We start from the raw sequence: 18,544 nt of genomic DNA, 5'->3' as shown, positions 1-18,544 counted from the left end.
GGTTACACCGAAGCGCCCCACCGACAAGGCGTATACGAATGCATTGGTTTTGCGCGGGCGCGTATGGGGCCCGTGTCAGGCGGCTGCGCTGCTGCCTCGCACGATCAGCCGGGTCGGAAGCCGGGTCGGCGGTAGCTCCGTCCCCTCGATCTGCGCAATCAGCGTCTCGACCAGCCGCTCGCCCGCGCCGCGCATGTCCTGCTGGATCGTGGTGAGCGGCGGATTGGCGAGGCTTGCGGAAGGAATATCGTCGAACCCGACCACCGCGACATCGGCTGGCACCCGCAGCCCCGCTTCGGCGAGCGCGCGCAGCGCGCCGATCGCGATCAGATCGCTGCCGGCGAAAATCGCATCGAAGCTCGCGCCGCTATCGATCAGGTCCCGCGCGGCGGCATACCCCGCCTCTTCGGTGGTGATCGCATCGCGCTGGAGCGATCGATCCGCCCCGATCCCGGCCGCCTCGAGCCCTTCACACAGCCCTTTGAAGCGATGTTCGAACTCGGGGTAGTGATCGTCTGCGTGGCCGAGAAATGCGACCTTGCGGCGGCCCGTCGCGACCAGATGCTGCGCCACCAGCCGACCCGCGCCGAGATTGTCGGACCCGATCGTGGCCCCGCTCGTATCGCTGCTGACCGATCCCCAGCGCGCGAAGTGCGTGCCGCTCCTGACCAGTTCCGCAAGCCGGGCGGCGTAGAGCGTGTAGTCGCCGTAGCCGAGCAGGATCAGCCCGTCCGCCCGCATCGAATCCTGGTATTTGACGTGCCAGTCGTCTTCCATCCGCTGGTAGGAAATCAGCAGATCGAGCCCGTGATTGGCGCAGGCCCGGGTGATCGATCCGAGCATCGCGAGGAAGAACGGATTGATCATGCTCTCGTCGGGGGTCGGGTCCTCGAAGAACAATAGCGCGATCGTGTCCGACCGCTGCGACCGGAGCGAGGAGGCGTTGCGATCGACCGCGTAGTTCAGCTCGCGCGCGATCCGCTCGATCCGCTCGCGCGTCGTCGCGCTGACCGACTTGTCGCCGCGCAAGGCACGGCTGACCGTCGGTTGCGAAACGCCTGCCCTGAAGGCGATATCGAAGCTGGTGGGCTTACCGGTCGGTTTGCGCCCCATGTCCTCTGCGCCCCATGTCCTCTCCTGGTCGGCACCTGGATGGCCACCGTACCCCATGCGGATATGCGAAATCGGGGCGAAAGGAAATCGGCCCTTTGGACTGCATCAACTCTTACAGATGCCGGACGAATAGCGCCTTTGCGGCAATGGTAATTTTATCACAGCGCGCAGGCCGCACATTTTTACGAATACGTATGCCGTCTTTTTACCGGCCCCGACCTCGGCTTATGCCCATCGCCTTCGCAAACCGCTGCAAGTGCGGACACGCGACGGAAGAGGATGATGCCCGCGAGCTCGCGACCACGCGAGAACGGGCGATTTGGAGGGCAGACAATGTCGGTTCGTAAGTCAATTGAGTACGGCGTGAGCGCGACGGCATGCGCCATCGCAATGGCGGGCGGCCTTACCCCTGCGGCGGCACTCGCACAGACCACCCAGCCCGAAACGCCCGCTCCGCAAGAAACGGATGCCGAGGCCGATAATGTGATCGTCGTCAGCGGTTTCCGGGAATCGCTCGAAACCGCAGTCGCCGAAAAGAAGAACAGCAACCAGATTCTCGAATCGGTCACTGCCGAAGATATCGGCAAGCTGCCCGACAACTCGATCGGCGAATCGATCGCGCGCCTGCCCGGCGTGACCTCGCAGCGCCTCAACGGGCGCGCCAACGGCATCTCCATTCGCGGCTTCGGCCCCGACTTCTCGCAGACCCTCCTCAACGGGCGCGAACAGACCACCACCAGCGACGTGCGCTCGGTCGATTTCGACCAGTACCCGGCCGAAGTCGTCAACCAGGTCGTGGTCTACAAGTCGCCCACAGCCTCGCTCGTCGGGCAGGGCCTGGTCGGCACCATCGACGTGCGCACGATCCGTCCGCTCGATCTGGACGAGCGCGTGCTGGCGGTCGGCGCGCGCGGCAGCTGGGCCGATCTCGGCGCGCTCAACGCAGGGTCCGAGGAATTCGGCTACCGCGCCAATGCGACTTATGTCGACCAGTTCGCGGACGATACGCTCGGCATTGCGCTGTCGGCCTCCTACACCGACGAACCCTATCAGCTGCAGGAATTCAACGCTTGGGGCTATGCCGGCGCGGGCACCGCGGCGGACCCTGCCGTCATCGGCGGCTCCAAGAGCTTCGTCACCTCCACCCAGCTCAAGCGTTTCGGCGTGACCGGCGCTGTCCAGTGGGAGCCTTCGCCGAACTGGAACGTGACGCTGGACGGCTTCTATTCCGATTTCGACGACGATCAGTCCAAGCGCGGCATCGAACTGCCGCTGGGCTTCAACGGCCCGCCCACCAACGCCACCGTCGAGGATGGCTTCACCAACTCGGGCACGTTCAACAACGTGCGCGGGGTCGTGCGCAACGATGTATTCCAGCGCGAGGCGGAGCTGTTCTCGGGCGGTCTGAACGTCGAATACGAAGGCGATGACGGCTGGAGCGCGATGTTCGACTTCGGCTATTCGCGCACCGACCGCAGCGAGCTGAGCATCGAAAGCTATTCGGGCACCGGCTTCGGTGGCGGCAACGGCGCGGCCGACAATATCGGCTTCCAGTCAGGCGACACGGGCACGGTCTTCAACCCGACCCTCAACTATTCCGACCCCAATCTGATCGTCCTGACCGATCCGCTCGGCTGGGGCGGCGGCGTGGTGCCGCAGGCGGGTTACCAGAACGACCGCATCGTCGACGACGAGCTCAAGCAATATCGGGTCGAGGTCGGCAAGGAGTTCTACGGCAGCTTCCTAAGCCAGGTCCTGTTCGGGCTGAACTATACCGACCGGACCAAGTCGCTGCGGGCGGACGAAGCTTTCGTCCGACTGCCCGGCGGTGCGCTGGAAGCGACGATCCCGTCGCAATACCTGCTCGAGCCGACCGATCTTTCCTATCTCGGGCTGGGCCCGATCGTCAGCTACGATGCGCGCGAGCTGATCGCCAACGGCGTGCTGGTCCTCGAACCGCGCGTCTCGTCCGGGCCCGGCGCGGCGACCGACGTTCTCTCGAAGAGCTTCGACTTCTCCGAAAAGCTGATGACCGGCTATCTCCAGGCCAATATCGAGCAGGAGTTCGGCGACACACTGCTGACCGGAAACTTTGGCGTGCAGGCGATCAACACGGTTCAGAAATCGACCGGGCTCATCTTCCCGCCCAGCGGGCCGGAGCCGCGCCAACAGGGTGCGGAATACTGGGACGTGCTGCCCAGCCTGAACCTCGCGCTGCGCCTGCCCAGCGACACGGTGATCCGCTTCGCCGCCGCACGCGAGATCATGCGTCCGCGGATCGACGACATGCGCCTCTCGATCGGCTACGGCATCGACATCACGGGACCGACGCCGATCATTCGCGGCAGCAGCGGCAACCCCGCTCTGCGTCCGTACCGGGCCAATGCCTTCGACCTGAACATCGAACAATATTTCGGCGGCAGCGACGGCGTCCTCTCGCTCCAGCTGTTCTACAAGGACCTCAAGAGCTTCGTCTTCACCAGCCGGGTGCCGTACGACTTTTCGACCTTCCCCGCGCCGACGAACGCGGCGACCTATCCGGGGCTCTCGCCGATCGGTACGATCGAGCGGCCGACCAATATCGGCGGCGGCAAGCTGTATGGCGGCGAACTGGCGGCCACCCTGCCCTTCGACGTGTTCACTCCGGCGCTCGACGGCTTCGGCGTGACCGGCGGTGTCGGCTACACCAAGACCGAGATCGAGGATCAGAACGGCAACCTGACGACGATCCCCGGCTATTCGGAATGGGTCGCCAACGGCACGCTGTTTTTCGAAAAGGGCGGCTTCGATGCCCGCGGCAGCGTGCGCTATCGCTCCGAATTCCTCGGCGACTTCACCGGGTTCGGTGGCACGCCCACCCGGCGCACTGCGCTGGGCGAGACGATTGTCGATGCCCAGATCGGGTACGACTTCGAAGGCGGCATGCTCGATGGGCTGTCGGTCTACCTCCAGGGCCAGAACCTGACCGACGAGCGCTTTGCCTCGGTCGGCGCGGATCGGCGGCAGGTGGTCGACTACCAGATCTACGGTCGCCGCTTCCTCGCGGGCTTCACCTACAAGTTCCGGTAAGCCGGATACGCGGGGCGGGCGGCCCCCTTCTCCCGGTCGCCCGCCCTCCTGCTCCGCGCTGCCCTTGCCCCGCCATGACCGAACAGGGATAGGTGGGCGCGAGGGGAGCCAGAAGGGACACCATGCGTGGGTCGTGAAGCGCCTCTTCATTTCGTGATCATCGGCGGGGGGACCTCCGGATGGATGGCGGCTGCCGCGCTCGCGAAGCTGACGCCGAACCGGGTCACGCTCGTCGAATCCGATGCGATCGGCACGGTTGGCGTGGGCGAGGCGACGATCCCGCAGATTCGCCTGTTCAATCAGGCGCTAGGCATCGACGAAGCCGAATTCCTGCGCGAAACCAAAGCCAGCTTCAAGCTGGGCATCGAGTTCACCGGCTGGAACGGCGACGGCAGCAGCTACATGCACGCCTTCGGCGCGATCGGTCGCAGCGCGGGCCTGCTTCCCTTCCATCATTACTGGCTGCGTGCGCGGGCCGAGGGGACGGCGGGTCCACTCGCCGACTATTCGCTCAACGAATGCGCGGCGCGCGCCCTCAGGATGCAGATGTGGCCGCAGGCACCGGGTCGCACCGCGCCCGACATGCCGTGGGCCTATCACTTCGATGCGACGCTCTACGCCGCCTACCTGCGCCGCTTCGCCGAAGCACGCGGCGCGACCCGGATCGAGGGCAAGGTCGCCTCGGTCGAGCGCCACCAAGCAAGCGGCGATATCGCCTCGGTTACGCTGGAAGACGGCACGCGGATCGCGGGCGATTTCTTCATCGACTGCACCGGCTTTCGCGCCCTGCTGATCGAGCAGGAATTGCACACCGGGTTCGAGGACTGGAGCCACTGGCTGCCCTGCGACCGCGCGGTCGCGGTGCCCTGCACGGCGCATGGCGACTTCACGCCCTACACCCGCGCCACCGCGCACAGCGCAGGCTGGCAGTGGCGCATCCCGCTGCAACACCGGGTCGGCAACGGCCTCGTCTATTGCAGCGATTTCCTCTCCGACGAGGAGGCCGAGGCGACGCTCCTCGCCAATCTCGACGGCAAGCCGATGGCGAGCCCCAACCGGCTGCGCTTCACCACCGGGATGCGCAAGCGGCCATGGTCGCACAATTGCCTCGCGCTGGGGCTGGCGGCAGGGTTCATGGAGCCGCTCGAATCGACCAGCATCCACCTGATCCAGTCCTCCATTGCGCGCTTCCTCGCGATGCTGCCGGGCACGCACCCCACCCTTGCGCTGGCCGCCGAATTCAACCGGCAGGCGCAGTTCGAATGGACCCGCATTCGCGACTTCCTGATTCTGCACTACTGCGCCAACGGCCGTGAGGGCGAGGCGTTCTGGGACCGGTGCCGCGCGATGGACCTGCCCGACACGCTGACCGCCAGGATCGACCAGTTCCGCGAACGCGGCTTCATCCACCGCGAGCACGAGGAACTGTTCACGCCCGAAGGCTGGCTACAGGTCTTCATCGGGCAGGGCGTGATGCCGCAAGCCTATCATCCGCTGGCCGATGCAATGCCTTCGGTCGAGCTTGCGCGCATGCTCGACGAAATCGACCAGGGCGTTGTGCGCCTTACCGATAGCATGCCCGGCCATGCGCAGTTCCTGCGTGCTTACTGCATGCCCGGCAGCGCGGCGGCCCTTCAGACGAAAGAGATTGCATGACCCGATACGCGCTCGCCCTGCTTGCCTCGTCCGCCCTGCTTTTCGCCTCCCCTGCGATGGCCGGGGCATCGGACGCGGGCGCCACCGATAGGGGCGAGACGCAACGCCTGTCGCAGGATGAGATCATCTACTTCGTGCTGCCCGATCGCTTCGCCAATGGCGACAGCACGAACGACACCGGCGGCTATCCGGGGGATCGACTGACCAGCGGCTTCGACCCGACACACAAGGGCTTCTACCACGGCGGCGACCTGAAAGGGCTGACCGAAAAGCTCGACTATATCGAGGGTCTGGGCGTCACCGCGATCTGGTTCGCGCCGATTTTCAAGAATAAGCCGGTGCAGGGCCCGGCGGGCGACGAGAGTGCGGGCTATCACGGGTACTGGGTGACCGACTTCACTCAGGTCGATCCGCATTTCGGCACCAATGCCGAGTTCAAGGCCTTCGTCGATGCGGCCCACGCGCGCGGGATGAAGGTCTATATGGACATCATTGCCAACCACACCGCCGACGTGATCCAGTATGCCGAGGGCGAATATGCCTATCGCAGCAAGGCGGATTACCCCTTCTCGACCCGCTTCGGGCCCGAGGGTGAGCCGATCAATCCCGGCTTCGCGGGCGACGACGATCCCTCGCCCGAAAACTGGGCGAAGATGGTCAATCCCGATGTCGCCTACAGCCCCGTGATCCCCGAGGGCGAGCGCGACATCAAGGTGCCCGCGTGGCTCAATGACCCGATCTACTACCATAATCGCGGCAACTCCGAGTGGTGGGGCGAGAGCGCGGTCTACGGCGATTTCGCCGGGCTCGACGATCTCGCGACCGAGAACCCGCGCGTCGTTGCTGGGATGATCGACATCTTCGGCAGCTGGATCGACCGGTTCGGGATCGACGGCTTCCGGATCGACACGGTCAAGCACGTCAATCCGGAGTTCTGGCAGGCCTTCGTGCCCGCGATGCTCGAACGCGCGGAGGCCAGAGGCATCGAGGATTTCCTGATCTTCGGCGAGGTCTATGTCGACGGCGCGACGCCCGGCCCACTGGCGGTCTATACGAGGCGCGACGAATTGCCCTCGGTGCTCGATTTCCATTTCCAGGCAGCGGTGCGCGAGGTGGTGGCGAAGGGCGCCTCGCCAGAGGTCATCGCGACCCTGCTCGACGGGGACTGGGCCTACGAGGGCGGTCGCGAAGCGGCGCTGCGGTTGCCGACCTTCCTCGGCAATCACGACATGGGCCGCTTCTCGATGTTCGTGCGCGAGGGCAACCCGAACGCCGACAATGCAGAACTGCTCGCGCGCACCATGCTCGGCCATGCGATGCTGCTGACGGTGCGCGGCATCCCAACGATCTATTACGGCGACGAGCAGGGCTTCGTCTCGGACGGAAACGACCAACTGGCGCGCGAGAACATGTTCCAGAGCAAGGTCGATGCCTACAACGACAACGACCTGCTGGGCACCAATGCCACGACGGCGGGCCAGAATTACGATACCGCGCACCCGCTCTACCGCACCATAGCCCGCCTCTCCGCCGTGCGCAGCGCGAACCCGACGCTGCGCCGGGGGCTGAGCAAGGTCGGCACCTTCGACCGGGAAGCGGGGCTGTTCTCGCTCACCCGCCACGATCCCGACAGCGGCCAGCGCGTGCTCCTCGTCTTCAATACGAGCGGAGAGCCGATTACCCGCAACGTCGCGGTCGGCATGGAGATTAACAGGTTGGTGTCGCTCGACGGGCAATGCCCTGCCACGCCCACCGCCCCCGGCAGCGCGCGGTTCGAGATCGCACCTTTCGGCTGGGCCGTATGCGAGCTGGAGCGCAACTGATGGCGAGCGTGCAAGACCCCGCAACACTGCCCGATACCGCCCGCCCCTGGTGGCGCGGCGCCTCGATCTACCAGATCTATCCGCGCAGCTTCATGGATTCCAACGGCGACGGGATCGGCGACCTTCCGGGCATCACGCAAAGGCTCGATCATGTTGCCTCGTTGGGTGTCGATGCGATCTGGATATCGCCCTTCTTCACCTCGCCGATGAAAGATTTCGGCTACGATGTCGCCGATTACTGCGATGTCGACCCGATCTTCGGCACGATCGACGATTACGACGCGCTGGTCGCCCGCGCGCATGCGCTGGGCCTCAAGGTGCTGATCGATCAGGTCTATTCGCACACGTCGGACGAGCATGCCTGGTTCGTCGAAAGCCGCGCCAGCCGCGATAATCCCAAGGCCGACTGGTATGTCTGGGCCGATCCCAAGCCCGATGGCTCGCCGCCCAGCAACTGGCAGTCGGTTTTCGGCGGGCCGGCATGGACCTGGGACGCGCGCCGCCAGCAGTATTACCTGCACAATTTCCTCAGCGGCCAGCCGCAGCTCAATTGCCACAATGTTGCGGTGCAGGACGCGCTGCTCGATGTGGCGCGCTTCTGGCTCGACCGCGGGACCGACGGCTTCCGCATCGATGCGCTCAATTTCGCGATGCACGACCCCCAATTGCGCGACAATCCGCCCGCCCCGCCGAGCGACCGACCGCGCACCCGCCCGTTCGATTTCCAGCTCAAGACGCGCAACATGTCGCATCCCGACATCCCGTTCTTCATCGAGCGGATCCGTGCGGTGACCGACAGTTACGACGGGATATTCACCGTCGCCGAGGTCGGCGGGGACGAGGCCGAGGCGGAGATGAAGGCCTTCACGCAAGGGCAGACGCGGCTCAATTCCGCCTATGGCTTCAACTTCCTTTATGCAGATGCGCTGACCCCGGGGCTGGTCTGCGCGGCGCTGGCCGAATGGCCCGCCGAAGAGGGCATCGGCTGGCCGAGCTGGGCGTTCGAGAACCACGACGCGCCGCGCGCGCTCTCGCGCTGGTGTGCGCCCGATCATCGCGGGGAATTCGCGCGGATGAAGATCGCGCTGCTCGTTGCGCTGCGCGGCAATATCATCCTCTATCAGGGCGAGGAGCTCGGCCTGACGCAGGTCGATATCCCGTTCGACCAGCTCCACGACCCCGAAGCGATCGCCAACTGGCCGCTGACGCTCAGCCGCGACGGCGCGCGCACGCCGATTCCGTGGGAAGATCGCGAATGGGGCGGTTTTGGCTCGGAACAGCCATGGTTGCCGCTGGGCGAGGACAACCTCGCGCTGGCGGTGAAGACCCAGAACGCCGATGCGGATTCGTTGCTCGCCCATACCCGCGCGATGATCGCGCTGCGCAATGCCCACCCCGCGCTGCACCATGGCGCGGTCGATGGATGCCACGCCGAAAGTGGCCTGCTGCGGTTCGACCGGGTCGATATGGGCGAGCGGATCGCTTGCCTTTTCAACCTGTCCGCCAAGCCGATCGATCTGACCGACACCCCCGAGGGAGAGATTCTATGCACCGTCAACCGCGCCACGCCGCAGTCGCTGGGGCCCTACGCCGCGTTGCTGGTGCGGACATGATCCGCCTCGCAGTCGCAGGCCTGCTCGCCAGCTCCGCCATGCCGCTGATGGCGGCCGAGGTCGCATCGCCCGACGGGCGGATCGTCGCCGAACTCGACGTCGATAACGACGGCGTGCCGTTCTACCGCGTGACCCTCGATGGTGAGGAAGTGATTGCCGAGAGCGATCTCGGCTTCACCTTCGCCGATGCCGAACCGATGCGGCGCAACTTCGCGATCGAGGCGGAAAGCACTGCCAGCCACGACGATACGTGGGAACAGCCGTGGGGCGAGCGGCGCTTCGTGCGCGACAATCACAACGAGCTGGCGGTCACCTTCCGCGAAACGCGCGAAACCAGCACGCGCGCGATCACCGTGCGGATGCGGGTCTTCGACGACGGGATCGGCTTTCGCTACGAATTTCCCGAGAGCGACGAAATGCCGGTCGCCCGGATTACCGAGGAGCTGACCGAATTCGTCATCGCCGACGGGCAGGATGCGACCGCGTGGTGGATCCAGGGCGGCGACTGGAATCGCTACGAATATCTCTACAAGGAAACCCCGCTGACCGGCGTTTCCACCGCCCACACGCCGATGACCGTGCGGCTCAAGAACGGCACGCACCTCTCGTTCCACGAGGCGGCGCTGGTCGATTATTCGGGCATGTGGCTGTGGCGGGTGGAGGGCACGCGCTTCCGCGCGCAGCTCGCGCCGTCGAGCCGCGGAGCGAAGGTCGTCCGCGAAGGAGCCTTCACTACGCCCTGGCGCACGATCCGCATCGCCGACGATGCCGCCGGTCTGGTCGAGAACGATCTGGAACTGAACCTCAACGAGCCCAATGCACTCGGTGATGTCTCATGGGTCGAGCCGGCCAAATATATCGGCATCTGGTGGGGCATGATCCGCGGCGACTGGAGCTGGGCGCAGGGGCCGAACCACGGCGCGACTACCGAGCGCGCCAAGGACTATATCGATTTCGCCGCCGAGCATGGCTTTCGCGGCGTGCTGATCGAAGGCTGGAACGTCGGGTGGGACGGCAACTGGTTCGGCAATGGCCGAGACTACAGCTTCACCCAGAGCTACCCCGATTTCGATTTCGAGGAGGTGACCGCCTATGCGAAGTCGAAGGGCGTCCGCCTGATCGGCCACCACGAAACGGGCGGCAATATCGAAGTCTACGAACGCCAGCTGGAAGATGCGCTCGACATGTATGCGGCGCACGGGGTGGACTGGATCAAGACCGGCTACGTCGCCGATGCGGGCGGGATCATTTTGTGCAATGCCGACATCGCCGATCCGTGTGGCGACGAAATCTTCGAATGGCATGACGGCCAGCGGCAGGTGCAGCACCACCTGCATGTCGTGAAGGAAGCCGCCAAGCGGGAGATCGCGATCAATCCGCACGAGCCGGTGAAGGACACCGGCCTGCGCCGCACCTACCCCAACTGGGTCGCACGCGAAGGCGCGCGCGGGCAGGAATACAACGCCTGGGGCAAGTTCGCCAACGGGCCGGATCATGAGCCCACGCTGGTCTATACCCGCATGCTGTCTGGCCCGATGGACTATACGCCCGGCGTGCTCGGCCTCGTCGGCGCGGACGAGCAGCCGATCGCAAGCACGCTCGCCAAGCAACTCGGCCTCTATCTGGCGATCTATTCGCCGATCCAGATGGCGGCCGATTTCATCGAGAGCCTCGACGCGCACCCCGGGGAGCTTGCGTTCATCAAGGCAGTGCCCGCCGACTGGGCGAAGAGCCACCTGATTGCGGGCGAGGTCGGCGATTATGCGATCTTCGCGCGCAAGGCCCGCAATAGCGAGGACTGGTATGTCGGCGGGGTCAACGATGCGACCGAGCGGACGCTGGCGCTCGATTTCGACTTCCTCGACGCTGATACCGCCTACACGGCCACGATCTGGAAGGACGGCGAAGGCGCGACCTACGAGACCGAGGCGCGGCACAACATCGCCTACGACACGCGCACGATCCGCAAGGGCGACACGCTGGAGCTGTGGCTCGCGCCCGGTGGCGGCGCGGCGATCCGGTTGCAGCCGCAGAAGTGAACGAGGCCACGCTTCCCCGGGTCGTGGTTCTGGGCGGCGGCAGTGCGGGATGGATCACCGCATGCCTGCTGCACCGGGCATGGGGCGCGCGCCGCGGAAGTGTGACGGTGGTCGAATCCTCGGGCATCGGCATCATCGGCGTAGGCGAAGGATCGACCCCGCAATTGAAGGGCTTCTTCGACCATCTCGGGATTGCCGAGGCCGAGTGGATGACGGCGTGCGATGCGACCTACAAGCTGGGCATCCGCTTCACCGGATGGAGCGAGAGGGAAGGCTTCGAGAGCTATTTCCACCCCTTCCCCGGCCCGGTCGATCTGCATTCCGAGCCCGGCTTCGTCCATAACTGCCTGCTTGCCCGCCGGGGCTTCGACCTGCCCGCCCATCCCGACGACTGGTTTCTCGCCACCGCACTGGCTGAACATGGCCGGGCGCCCCATGCCGCCGACAGCTTCCCCTTCGGCCCGAGCTACGGCTACCATTTCGACGCCTACAAGCTGGGCGCCTTCCTGCGCGACTGGGCGACGGCGCGCGGCGTCACCCGTTTCGATCGCACGATCCGCGAAGTCGAAATGCACGAGAATGGCGATGTCGCCGCGCTGGTGACCGATGCTGGCGAGCGGATCGAGGGCGATATCTTCGTCGACTGCTCGGGCTTTCGCAGCCTGATCGCGCAAGAAGCACTGGGCGTGCCCTTCCGCAGCTTCGGCGACAACCTGTTCAACGACCGCGCGGTGGTGATGCCCACGCCGCATTCGGGCACGCCCAGGCCGCAGACCGAGAGCATTGCGATGCGCGCGGGCTGGCGCTGGCAGATCCCGCTCACCAGCCGCATCGGCAATGGCTACGTCTATTCCTCGGCCCATATCTCCGACGAAGAGGCCGAGGCCGAGCTGCGTGAAGCTCTGGGCCAGCCCGAAGGCGAGACGCGTGTCCTGACCATGAAGGTCGGGCGGGTGGAAGAAAGCTGGCGTGGCAACTGTTTGGCGGCGGGGCTCGCACAAGGGTTCATCGAACCCCTCGAAGCGACCGCGCTGCATATCGTGATCGTCACCGCGCTGGAGTTCGCGCAGGCTTACGAAACAGGCGGGTTCACGCCGCAGCACCGCGACGCCTTCAACGCAACGATCGCGACGCGTTACGAAGGCATCCGCGACTACATCGTGGCGCATTATCGGCTGAGCCAGCGGACCGACACCGACTACTGGCGCGCGAACGCGAAGAACGATTCGCTGTCCGGCGGGCTCAAGGCAATGATGACGGCGTGGTTCCGCCAGCAGGATGTGTCGGCGGCGAACGACTCGGCCTATGGCGGCAAGCGCTATTACGCCGATGCCAGCTGGCATTGCCTCTTCGCAGGCTATGGCACCTTTCCGCCGCGCGAAAAGCTGCAGCCGCCGCCGACCGGCCTCGGCGTCGCCGATATCGAGGGGACGCGCGGCATGATCGACGCCTGTCTTGCGAATTTCTCACGCTACGACCCGTTGATCGGGTGAGCGCCCGCCTCCATAGGGGGCGGAAGCAACCCGAACCCCGGGGCCGCACTAGCGGAAAACGAAACCGCGCACCGCCTTGCGGGCGTTCGAAGGAGCCGACCAGTCCATGCCCACATCGTCTTCCACGCTGCTGCTGTTCGGCGCGACCGGCGATCTTGCGAAGCGGATGCTGCTGCCCTCGCTCTACGCCCTGCACGAAGACGGCCTGATTGCAGAAGACCTGCGCATTTTCGGCACCGCGCGCAGCGAGCATTCGGATGAAGAGTTCCGCGAGATCGCGCGCGACGCGCTGCACGAATATCTGCCCGAAGACCGCAAGTACGAGGGCAAGATCGCCACCTTCCTCGGCCACCTGCAATACCAGCCGCTCGACGCATCGACCCTCGAAGGGTTCGACGATCTGGCCGCCAAGCTGGGCGATATCTCGGGCGGGCTCTCGATCTTCCTCTCCACCGCGCCCTTCCTGTTCGAACCCACCATTCGCGGGCTGCAATCGGCGGGCCTGGCGGGCGAGAACGTACGGATCGGGCTGGAAAAACCGCTCGGCAACGATCTCGCATCCTCGCGGGTCATCAACGATGCGGTCGCCGGTGCCTTCGACGAGGACCGCATTTTCCGGATCGACCACTACCTCGGCAAGGAAACCGTGCAGAACCTCATGGCGCTGCGCTTCGCCAACGCGATGTTCGAGCCGCTGTGGAACGCGAACGGGATCGAGCATGTCCAGATCACCATCAGCGAGACGGTCGGGCTGGAGGGGCGGCATTCCTTCTACGACGATACGGGCGCGCTGCGCGACATGGTGCAGAACCACATGCTCCAGCTGCTCGCGCTGATCGCGATGGAGCCTCCGGCAGATTTCGACTCGACTTCGGTGCGCGACGAGAAAGTGAAGGTGCTGCGCAGCCTGCGCCCCGTCACCTCCGACGAGATGGTGCGCGGCCAGTATGGCAGCGGCGCGGTGCAGGGCGAGGCGGTGAAGGCCTATACCGACGATCTGGGCGACACGTCCGAAACAGAGACCTTCGTCGCATTGAAAGCCCACATCGACAACTGGCGCTGGCAGGGCGTGCCCTTCTACCTGCGCACGGGCAAGCGCATGGCCGAACGCCGCAGCGAAATCGTGATCAAGTTCAAGGCTGTGCCGCACAACATCTTCGCACAGCGCGGCGGGCGGCTCAATTCCAACCGCCTCGTCATCCGCCTGCAGCCCGAGGAATACGTGCGCCTGATGGTGATGGCCAAACAGCCGGGAATGGACCGCGAAGGCGTATCCCTGCGCGAAGTCCCGCTCGACCTCTCGCTCACCCAGGCCTTTGCCAAGGCGCGCCGGCGGATCGCGTATGAGCGGCTGCTGCTCGACCTGATCGATGGCGACCCGACGCTGTTCGTCCGCCGCGACGAGGTGGAGGCGCAATGGAAGTGGATCGATGCGATCCGCGAGGTCTGGCGCACCGAATCGATGACTCCGCAGCTCTACGGCGCGGGCAGCTGGGGGCCATCGGACAGCTTCGATCTCGCTGCAAACGGCAAGGTGAAATGGCATGACTAAACCCAAGGTTCGCTGGGCCGAGGATGGCTCGACCGGCGCGGTCGCCGATCATGTCGAGCGCGTAGCCAAGGCGTCCGATGCGCCGATGATCGCAGTGCCGGGCGGCTCGACCCCGGTGGCGATTTTCGACGAGCTTGCCGCGCGCGGGCTCGACTGGACTGGCGCACGGCTGATGCTGGGCGACGATCGCCTCGTCGCGAAGGACCATCCGGCGAGCAACCAGGCGAAGCTGGAAAGCGCGTTTGCGCAAACCGCCGCCATTATCGAGCCGCTGGCCGAAGGCATGGCGGTGCCCGAGCTCGATCTGCTATGGGTCGGCATGGGCGCGGACGGGCATATCGCCTCGCTCTTCCCCGAGATGATCTGCGACGATCATGCCGGGGCGAGCGTGATCCGTACCGAGCCTCACCCGCTGCCGCCCGAAGCCCCCTTCCCGCGCCTCTCCATGAATATGGAAGCGCTCACCACCGCGCCCAAGGACACGATCATCGTGATCCGGGGCGAGGACAAGAAGGCGGTGATCGAGGATGCGCTGCGCGGCGACAGCGATCTGCCCATCGCCCGCCTGCTGCGCCATTCGCGCGCACCCGTCACCATCTACTGGAGCCCCGCATGACGCTGAACGCCACGCTCGCGAAAGTCACCGACCGGATCATCGAACGTTCGAAAGATTCGCGGCGGCGCTATCTCGACCTGATCGATCGTCAGCGTGACGAGGGCGTGCATCGGCCCACCCTCTCCTGCGGCAACCTCGCCCACGGCTTCGCGGCGAGCGGCGACGACAAGTCCACCATCCGCAGTGGCAAGGCGATGAATATCGGCATCGTCACCGCCTATAACGACATGCTCAGCGCGCATCAGCCCTATGGCCGGTACCCCGAGCAGATCAAGATCTTCGCCCGCGAACGCGGGGCGACCGCGCAGGTCGCGGGCGGCGTGCCCGCGATGTGCGACGGGGTGACGCAGGGCCAGGATTCGATGGAACTGTCGCTGTTCAGCCGCGACGTGATCGCGATGGGCACGGCCGTCGGCCTCAGCCACGGCATGTTCGAAGGCGCCCTGCTGCTCGGCATCTGCGACAAGATCGTGCCCGGCCTGCTGATCGGCACGCTGCGCTTCGGCCACCTGCCCACGATCCTGGTCCCCGCCGGCCCGATGCCGTCGGGCCTTGCAAACAAGGAGAAGATCCGCGTCCGCCAGCTCTATGCCGAAGGCAAGGTGGGCGAGAAGGAGCTGATGGACGCCGAGAGCGCCAGCTATCACGGCGCGGGCACCTGCACCTTCTACGGCACCGCCAATTCGAACCAGATGATGATGGAGATGATGGGCCTCCACATGCCCGGCTCCAGCTTCGTCAATCCGGGCAACAAGCTGCGGCAGGAACTCACCCGCGCCGCCGTCCACCGGATGACCGAGATAGGCTGGGACGGCGAGGATTACCGCGCGCTCGGCCATTGCATCGACGAGAAGGCGATCGTGAACGCGGTGGTCGGCCTGCTCGCGACCGGCGGTTCGACCAACCACGTGATCCACCTGCCCGCCATCGCGCGCGCCGCGGGCATCATCCTCGACTGGGACGATATGGACGAGCTGAGCGACGTCGTCCCACTGATCGCGAGCGTCTACCCCAACGGCGCGGGCGACATAAATTACTTCCACGCCGCCGGAGGCATGCCCTACGTCATCCGCGAACTGCTCGGCGCAGGCCTGGCGCATGACGATATCCGCACGGTCTACGGCAAATCGCTGGCCGAAGGCGCGCAGGAACCCATGATGGAGGGCGAGGACCTCGTCTGGAAACCGGCTGCCGAGGAAAGCCGCGACGATACGCTGCTCAAGCCCGTCTCCGCCCCCTTCCGAAAGGATGGCGGTCTCGCGCTGCTGGAGGGCAATATGGGCCGCGCGACCATGAAGGTCAGCGCGGTCGCCCCCGAACGCCACACGATCGAGGCGCCCGCGCGCGTCTTCACCACCCAGCATCAGGTCGCCGAAGCGTTCAAGGCGGGCGAGCTGGACCGCGACGTGGTCGTGATCCTTCGCTTCCAGGGCCCAGCGGCGAACGGCATGCCCGAGCTACACATGCTGACCTCTCCCCTCGGCGTAATTCAGGACCGGGGCTACAATGTCGCGTTGGTGACCGACGGGCGCATGTCGGGCGCGAGCGGGAAGGTGCCTTCCGCCATCCACGTCTCGCCCGAAGCCTTCCACGGCGGCCCGCTGGCCAAGGTGCGCGACGGCGACATGGTCCGCGTGTGCGCGACCACCGGCAAGCTCGAAGCGCTGGTCGATGCGGGCGAATGGGACGCACGCGAACTCGCCGCCCCGCCGCCGCCCGAGTGGGGCAGCGGGCGCGAACTCTTCGCCATGCTGCGTCACCACAGCGATCCGGCGGAAAAGGGCGGCAGCGCCATGCTCGCGGAGGCAGGTCTGTGATCGCCGGGCCCGATCGCCTCGTCGCCGTCGACATCGGCGGCACGCATGCCCGCTTCGTTATCGCGACCTTCGACGACGACGGCGAGATCACGCTGGACGAGCCGGTTACGCTCAAGACCGAAGACCACGCCAGCTTCCAGACCGCGTGGGAAGATTTCGGCCAGATGCAGGGCGGCGACCTGCCCCGCGCGGTCTCGATCGCGGTGGCCGGCCCGGTCGGCGGAGAGGTGATTAAGTTCACCAACAATCCGTGGATCATCCGGCCCGCGCTGGTGAAGTCCAAGCTGAACGTCGACGCCTTCACCATCGTCAACGATTTCGGCGCGGTCGGCCATGCGGTCGCGCGTGCTCCGGACAGCGATTTCCTCCACCTGACCGGCCCGGACGAGCCGCTGGCGGCGGAGGGCACGATCAGCATCATGGGCCCGGGAACCGGGCTCGGCGTGGCGCATGTCTGGCGCGACGGGATCGGCGGCTACCGCGTGCAGGCGACCGAGGGCGGACATGTCGATTTCGCCCCGCTCGACAATATCGAGGACGCGATCCTCGCGCGCCTGCGCAAGCGCCACAACCGCGTTTCGGTGGAGCGGGTCGTCTCCGGCCCCGCCATCGTCGATATCTACGCGACGCTCGCCAGGATGGAGAACCGCGCCACCATAGAGCAGGACGACCGCACGATCTGGCAGGCGGGAATGGCGGGCGAAGACAGTCTTGCCGCGGCGGCGGTGGACCGCTTCTGCCTCTCGCTCGGCAGCGTTGCGGGCGACATCGCGCTGGCGCAGGGCGGCTTCGGCGGCGTGGTGATCGCGGGTGGGCTCGGCTACCGCATCCGCGACACGCTGGCGGAATCGGGCTTTGCCGAGCGGTTCCGCGCCAAGGGCCGGTTCGAGAAGCTGATGTCGACCATCCCCGTCAAGATCATCACCCATCCCCAGCCCGGCCTGTTCGGCGCGGCTGCGGCCTTCGCCAAGGAGCATTTCGCGTGAAGCCCATCGAGCAACTGATGCGTACCGCCCCGGTCATCCCGGTGCTGGTGATCGAGGATGCGAGCGACGCCGTACCGGTAGCCGAAGCGCTCGTCGCGGGTGGCCTGCGCGTGCTCGAAGTGACCTTGCGGACCGACGCCGCGCTCGATGCGATCCGCGCGATGCAGGGCGTAGAGGGCGCGATCGTGGGCGCGGGCACCGTGACCAACCAGGCGCAATTGCAGGCCGCGATCGACGCCGGGTCCGAATTCATCGTTTCTCCGGGTCTCACCGATACGCTCGGCCGCGCGGCAATCCGCGCCGAGATTCCCTTCCTCCCCGGCATCGCCAATGCAGGCGACCTCATGCGCGGGCTCGACCTCGGCCTCGCGCACTTCAAGTTCTTCCCGGCAGAGGCCAATGGCGGCATCCCGGCTTTGAAAGCGCTGGCTGGCCCGTTCGGCGATGTGAAATTCTGCCCCACCGGCGGAGTGAAGCAGGACACCGCGGCCGACTGGCTCGCGCTCGATCCCGTGCTGTGCGTGGGCGGCAGCTGGCTGGTTGGCCCGAAGGAGGGCGGCGGCTCGATGGATGGCGGCGGGATCCGCGCGCGCGCCGAAGCTGCGGCAGCGCTGGCAGGCTAGTTCCCTGGCTGAAAATATCAGATTGCACTGAGAACCCCTCAAATTCCAACTGGAATCAAAGGATGTTTTCACAATCGCGTTGGGGCCGATTGCAGTAGTTTTCCCTCAGATCAACCTATTTCTGCAGATACACGCTCACCCTCC

General features: G+C 65.7%; 12 protein-coding genes. 11 read left to right on the top strand and 1 reads right to left on the bottom strand.

All coding sequences use genetic code 11. From position 1 onward, the window contains the following. Window positions 1-75: 75 nt before the first annotated feature. Window positions 76-1,113 carry a LacI family DNA-binding transcriptional regulator gene (locus tag AAG612_RS12235; RefSeq protein ID WP_342510458.1) on the bottom strand — a complete coding sequence of 346 codons (1,038 nt, stop codon included), beginning with the start codon at window positions 1,111-1,113 and terminating at the stop codon, window positions 76-78. Window positions 1,114-1,446: 333 nt separating this feature from the next. Here AAG612_RS12235 and AAG612_RS12230 point away from each other — a divergent pair, with 333 nt between their 5' ends. From AAG612_RS12230 to eda, 11 genes are all read left to right on the top strand, one after another. Further along, window positions 1,447-4,182 carry a TonB-dependent receptor gene (locus tag AAG612_RS12230; RefSeq protein ID WP_425341858.1) on the top strand — a complete coding sequence of 912 codons (2,736 nt, stop codon included), beginning with the start codon at window positions 1,447-1,449 and terminating at the stop codon, window positions 4,180-4,182. Window positions 4,183-4,308: 126 nt separating this feature from the next. Then, a complete protein-coding gene (locus tag AAG612_RS12225) occupies window positions 4,309-5,838 on the top strand; it encodes a tryptophan halogenase family protein (protein WP_342510453.1) in 1,530 nt (509 codons plus the stop codon). Further along, complete coding sequence (locus tag AAG612_RS12220; protein ID WP_342510451.1) at window positions 5,835-7,661, top strand: alpha-amylase family glycosyl hydrolase; 1,827 nt, start codon at window positions 5,835-5,837, stop codon at window positions 7,659-7,661. Before AAG612_RS12225 ends, AAG612_RS12220 begins: the two co-directional genes overlap by 4 nt. Beyond that, window positions 7,661-9,274, top strand: a complete 1,614-nt coding sequence (locus AAG612_RS12215; protein WP_342510449.1) for an alpha-amylase family glycosyl hydrolase — start codon at window positions 7,661-7,663, stop codon at window positions 9,272-9,274. Before AAG612_RS12220 ends, AAG612_RS12215 begins: the two co-directional genes overlap by 1 nt. Continuing rightward, window positions 9,271-11,313, top strand: a complete 2,043-nt coding sequence (locus tag AAG612_RS12210) for a glycoside hydrolase family 97 protein (RefSeq protein ID WP_342510447.1) — start codon at window positions 9,271-9,273, stop codon at window positions 11,311-11,313. The genes AAG612_RS12215 and AAG612_RS12210 overlap by 4 nt, the downstream gene beginning before the upstream one ends. Beyond that, on the top strand, window positions 11,310-12,806 hold the full coding sequence (locus tag AAG612_RS12205) for a tryptophan halogenase family protein (RefSeq protein WP_342510445.1): 1,497 nt from the start codon (window positions 11,310-11,312) through the stop codon (window positions 12,804-12,806). The genes AAG612_RS12210 and AAG612_RS12205 overlap by 4 nt, the downstream gene beginning before the upstream one ends. A gap of 106 nt (window positions 12,807-12,912) precedes the next feature. Then, window positions 12,913-14,358 carry a glucose-6-phosphate dehydrogenase gene (gene zwf / locus AAG612_RS12200; protein WP_342510443.1) on the top strand — a complete coding sequence of 482 codons (1,446 nt, stop codon included), beginning with the start codon at window positions 12,913-12,915 and terminating at the stop codon, window positions 14,356-14,358. Continuing rightward, a complete protein-coding gene (locus AAG612_RS12195) occupies window positions 14,351-14,974 on the top strand; it encodes a 6-phosphogluconolactonase (RefSeq protein ID WP_342510442.1) in 624 nt (207 codons plus the stop codon). The genes zwf and AAG612_RS12195 overlap by 8 nt, the downstream gene beginning before the upstream one ends. Then, entirely contained in the window at window positions 14,971-16,791 is a 1,821-nt protein-coding gene (gene edd / locus AAG612_RS12190) for a phosphogluconate dehydratase (protein ID WP_342510439.1), read from the top strand. The genes AAG612_RS12195 and edd overlap by 4 nt, the downstream gene beginning before the upstream one ends. Next, the gene (glk, locus tag AAG612_RS12185) at window positions 16,788-17,777 is read left to right on the top strand and encodes a glucokinase (protein ID WP_425341857.1); all 990 of its coding nucleotides are present in this window, start codon (window positions 16,788-16,790) and stop codon (window positions 17,775-17,777) included. Before edd ends, glk begins: the two co-directional genes overlap by 4 nt. Beyond that, window positions 17,774-18,400 (top strand): bifunctional 4-hydroxy-2-oxoglutarate aldolase/2-dehydro-3-deoxy-phosphogluconate aldolase, encoded by a 627-nt coding sequence (gene eda / locus AAG612_RS12180; protein WP_342510437.1) that lies wholly within the window; start codon window positions 17,774-17,776, stop codon window positions 18,398-18,400. The genes glk and eda overlap by 4 nt, the downstream gene beginning before the upstream one ends. The last annotated feature ends 144 nt before the right edge of the window (window positions 18,401-18,544 follow it).

The sequence above is a fragment of the Citromicrobium bathyomarinum genome, from assembly GCF_038594605.1.
GTDB lineage: Bacteria > Pseudomonadota > Alphaproteobacteria > Sphingomonadales > Sphingomonadaceae > Alteriqipengyuania > Alteriqipengyuania bathyomarina_B.
Note: the sequence above shows the minus strand (reverse complement) of the source record. Positions and strands in the feature narration are given on the sequence as shown.

Excerpts from the sequence above, each read along its gene's own strand:
- AAG612_RS12235 (WP_342510458.1), bottom strand. The coding sequence starts at position 1,113 with ATGGGGCGCAAACCGACCGGTAAGCCCACCAGCTTCGATATCGCCTTC.
- AAG612_RS12230 (WP_425341858.1), top strand. The coding sequence starts at position 1,447 with ATGTCGGTTCGTAAGTCAATTGAGTACGGCGTGAGCGCGACGGCATGC.
- AAG612_RS12220 (WP_342510451.1), top strand. The coding sequence starts at position 5,835 with ATGACCCGATACGCGCTCGCCCTGCTTGCCTCGTCCGCCCTGCTTTTC.
- AAG612_RS12215 (WP_342510449.1), top strand. The coding sequence starts at position 7,661 with ATGGCGAGCGTGCAAGACCCCGCAACACTGCCCGATACCGCCCGCCCC.
- AAG612_RS12210 (WP_342510447.1), top strand. The coding sequence starts at position 9,271 with ATGATCCGCCTCGCAGTCGCAGGCCTGCTCGCCAGCTCCGCCATGCCG.
- zwf (WP_342510443.1), top strand. The coding sequence starts at position 12,913 with ATGCCCACATCGTCTTCCACGCTGCTGCTGTTCGGCGCGACCGGCGAT.
- AAG612_RS12195 (WP_342510442.1), top strand. The coding sequence starts at position 14,351 with ATGACTAAACCCAAGGTTCGCTGGGCCGAGGATGGCTCGACCGGCGCG.
- edd (WP_342510439.1), top strand. The coding sequence starts at position 14,971 with ATGACGCTGAACGCCACGCTCGCGAAAGTCACCGACCGGATCATCGAA.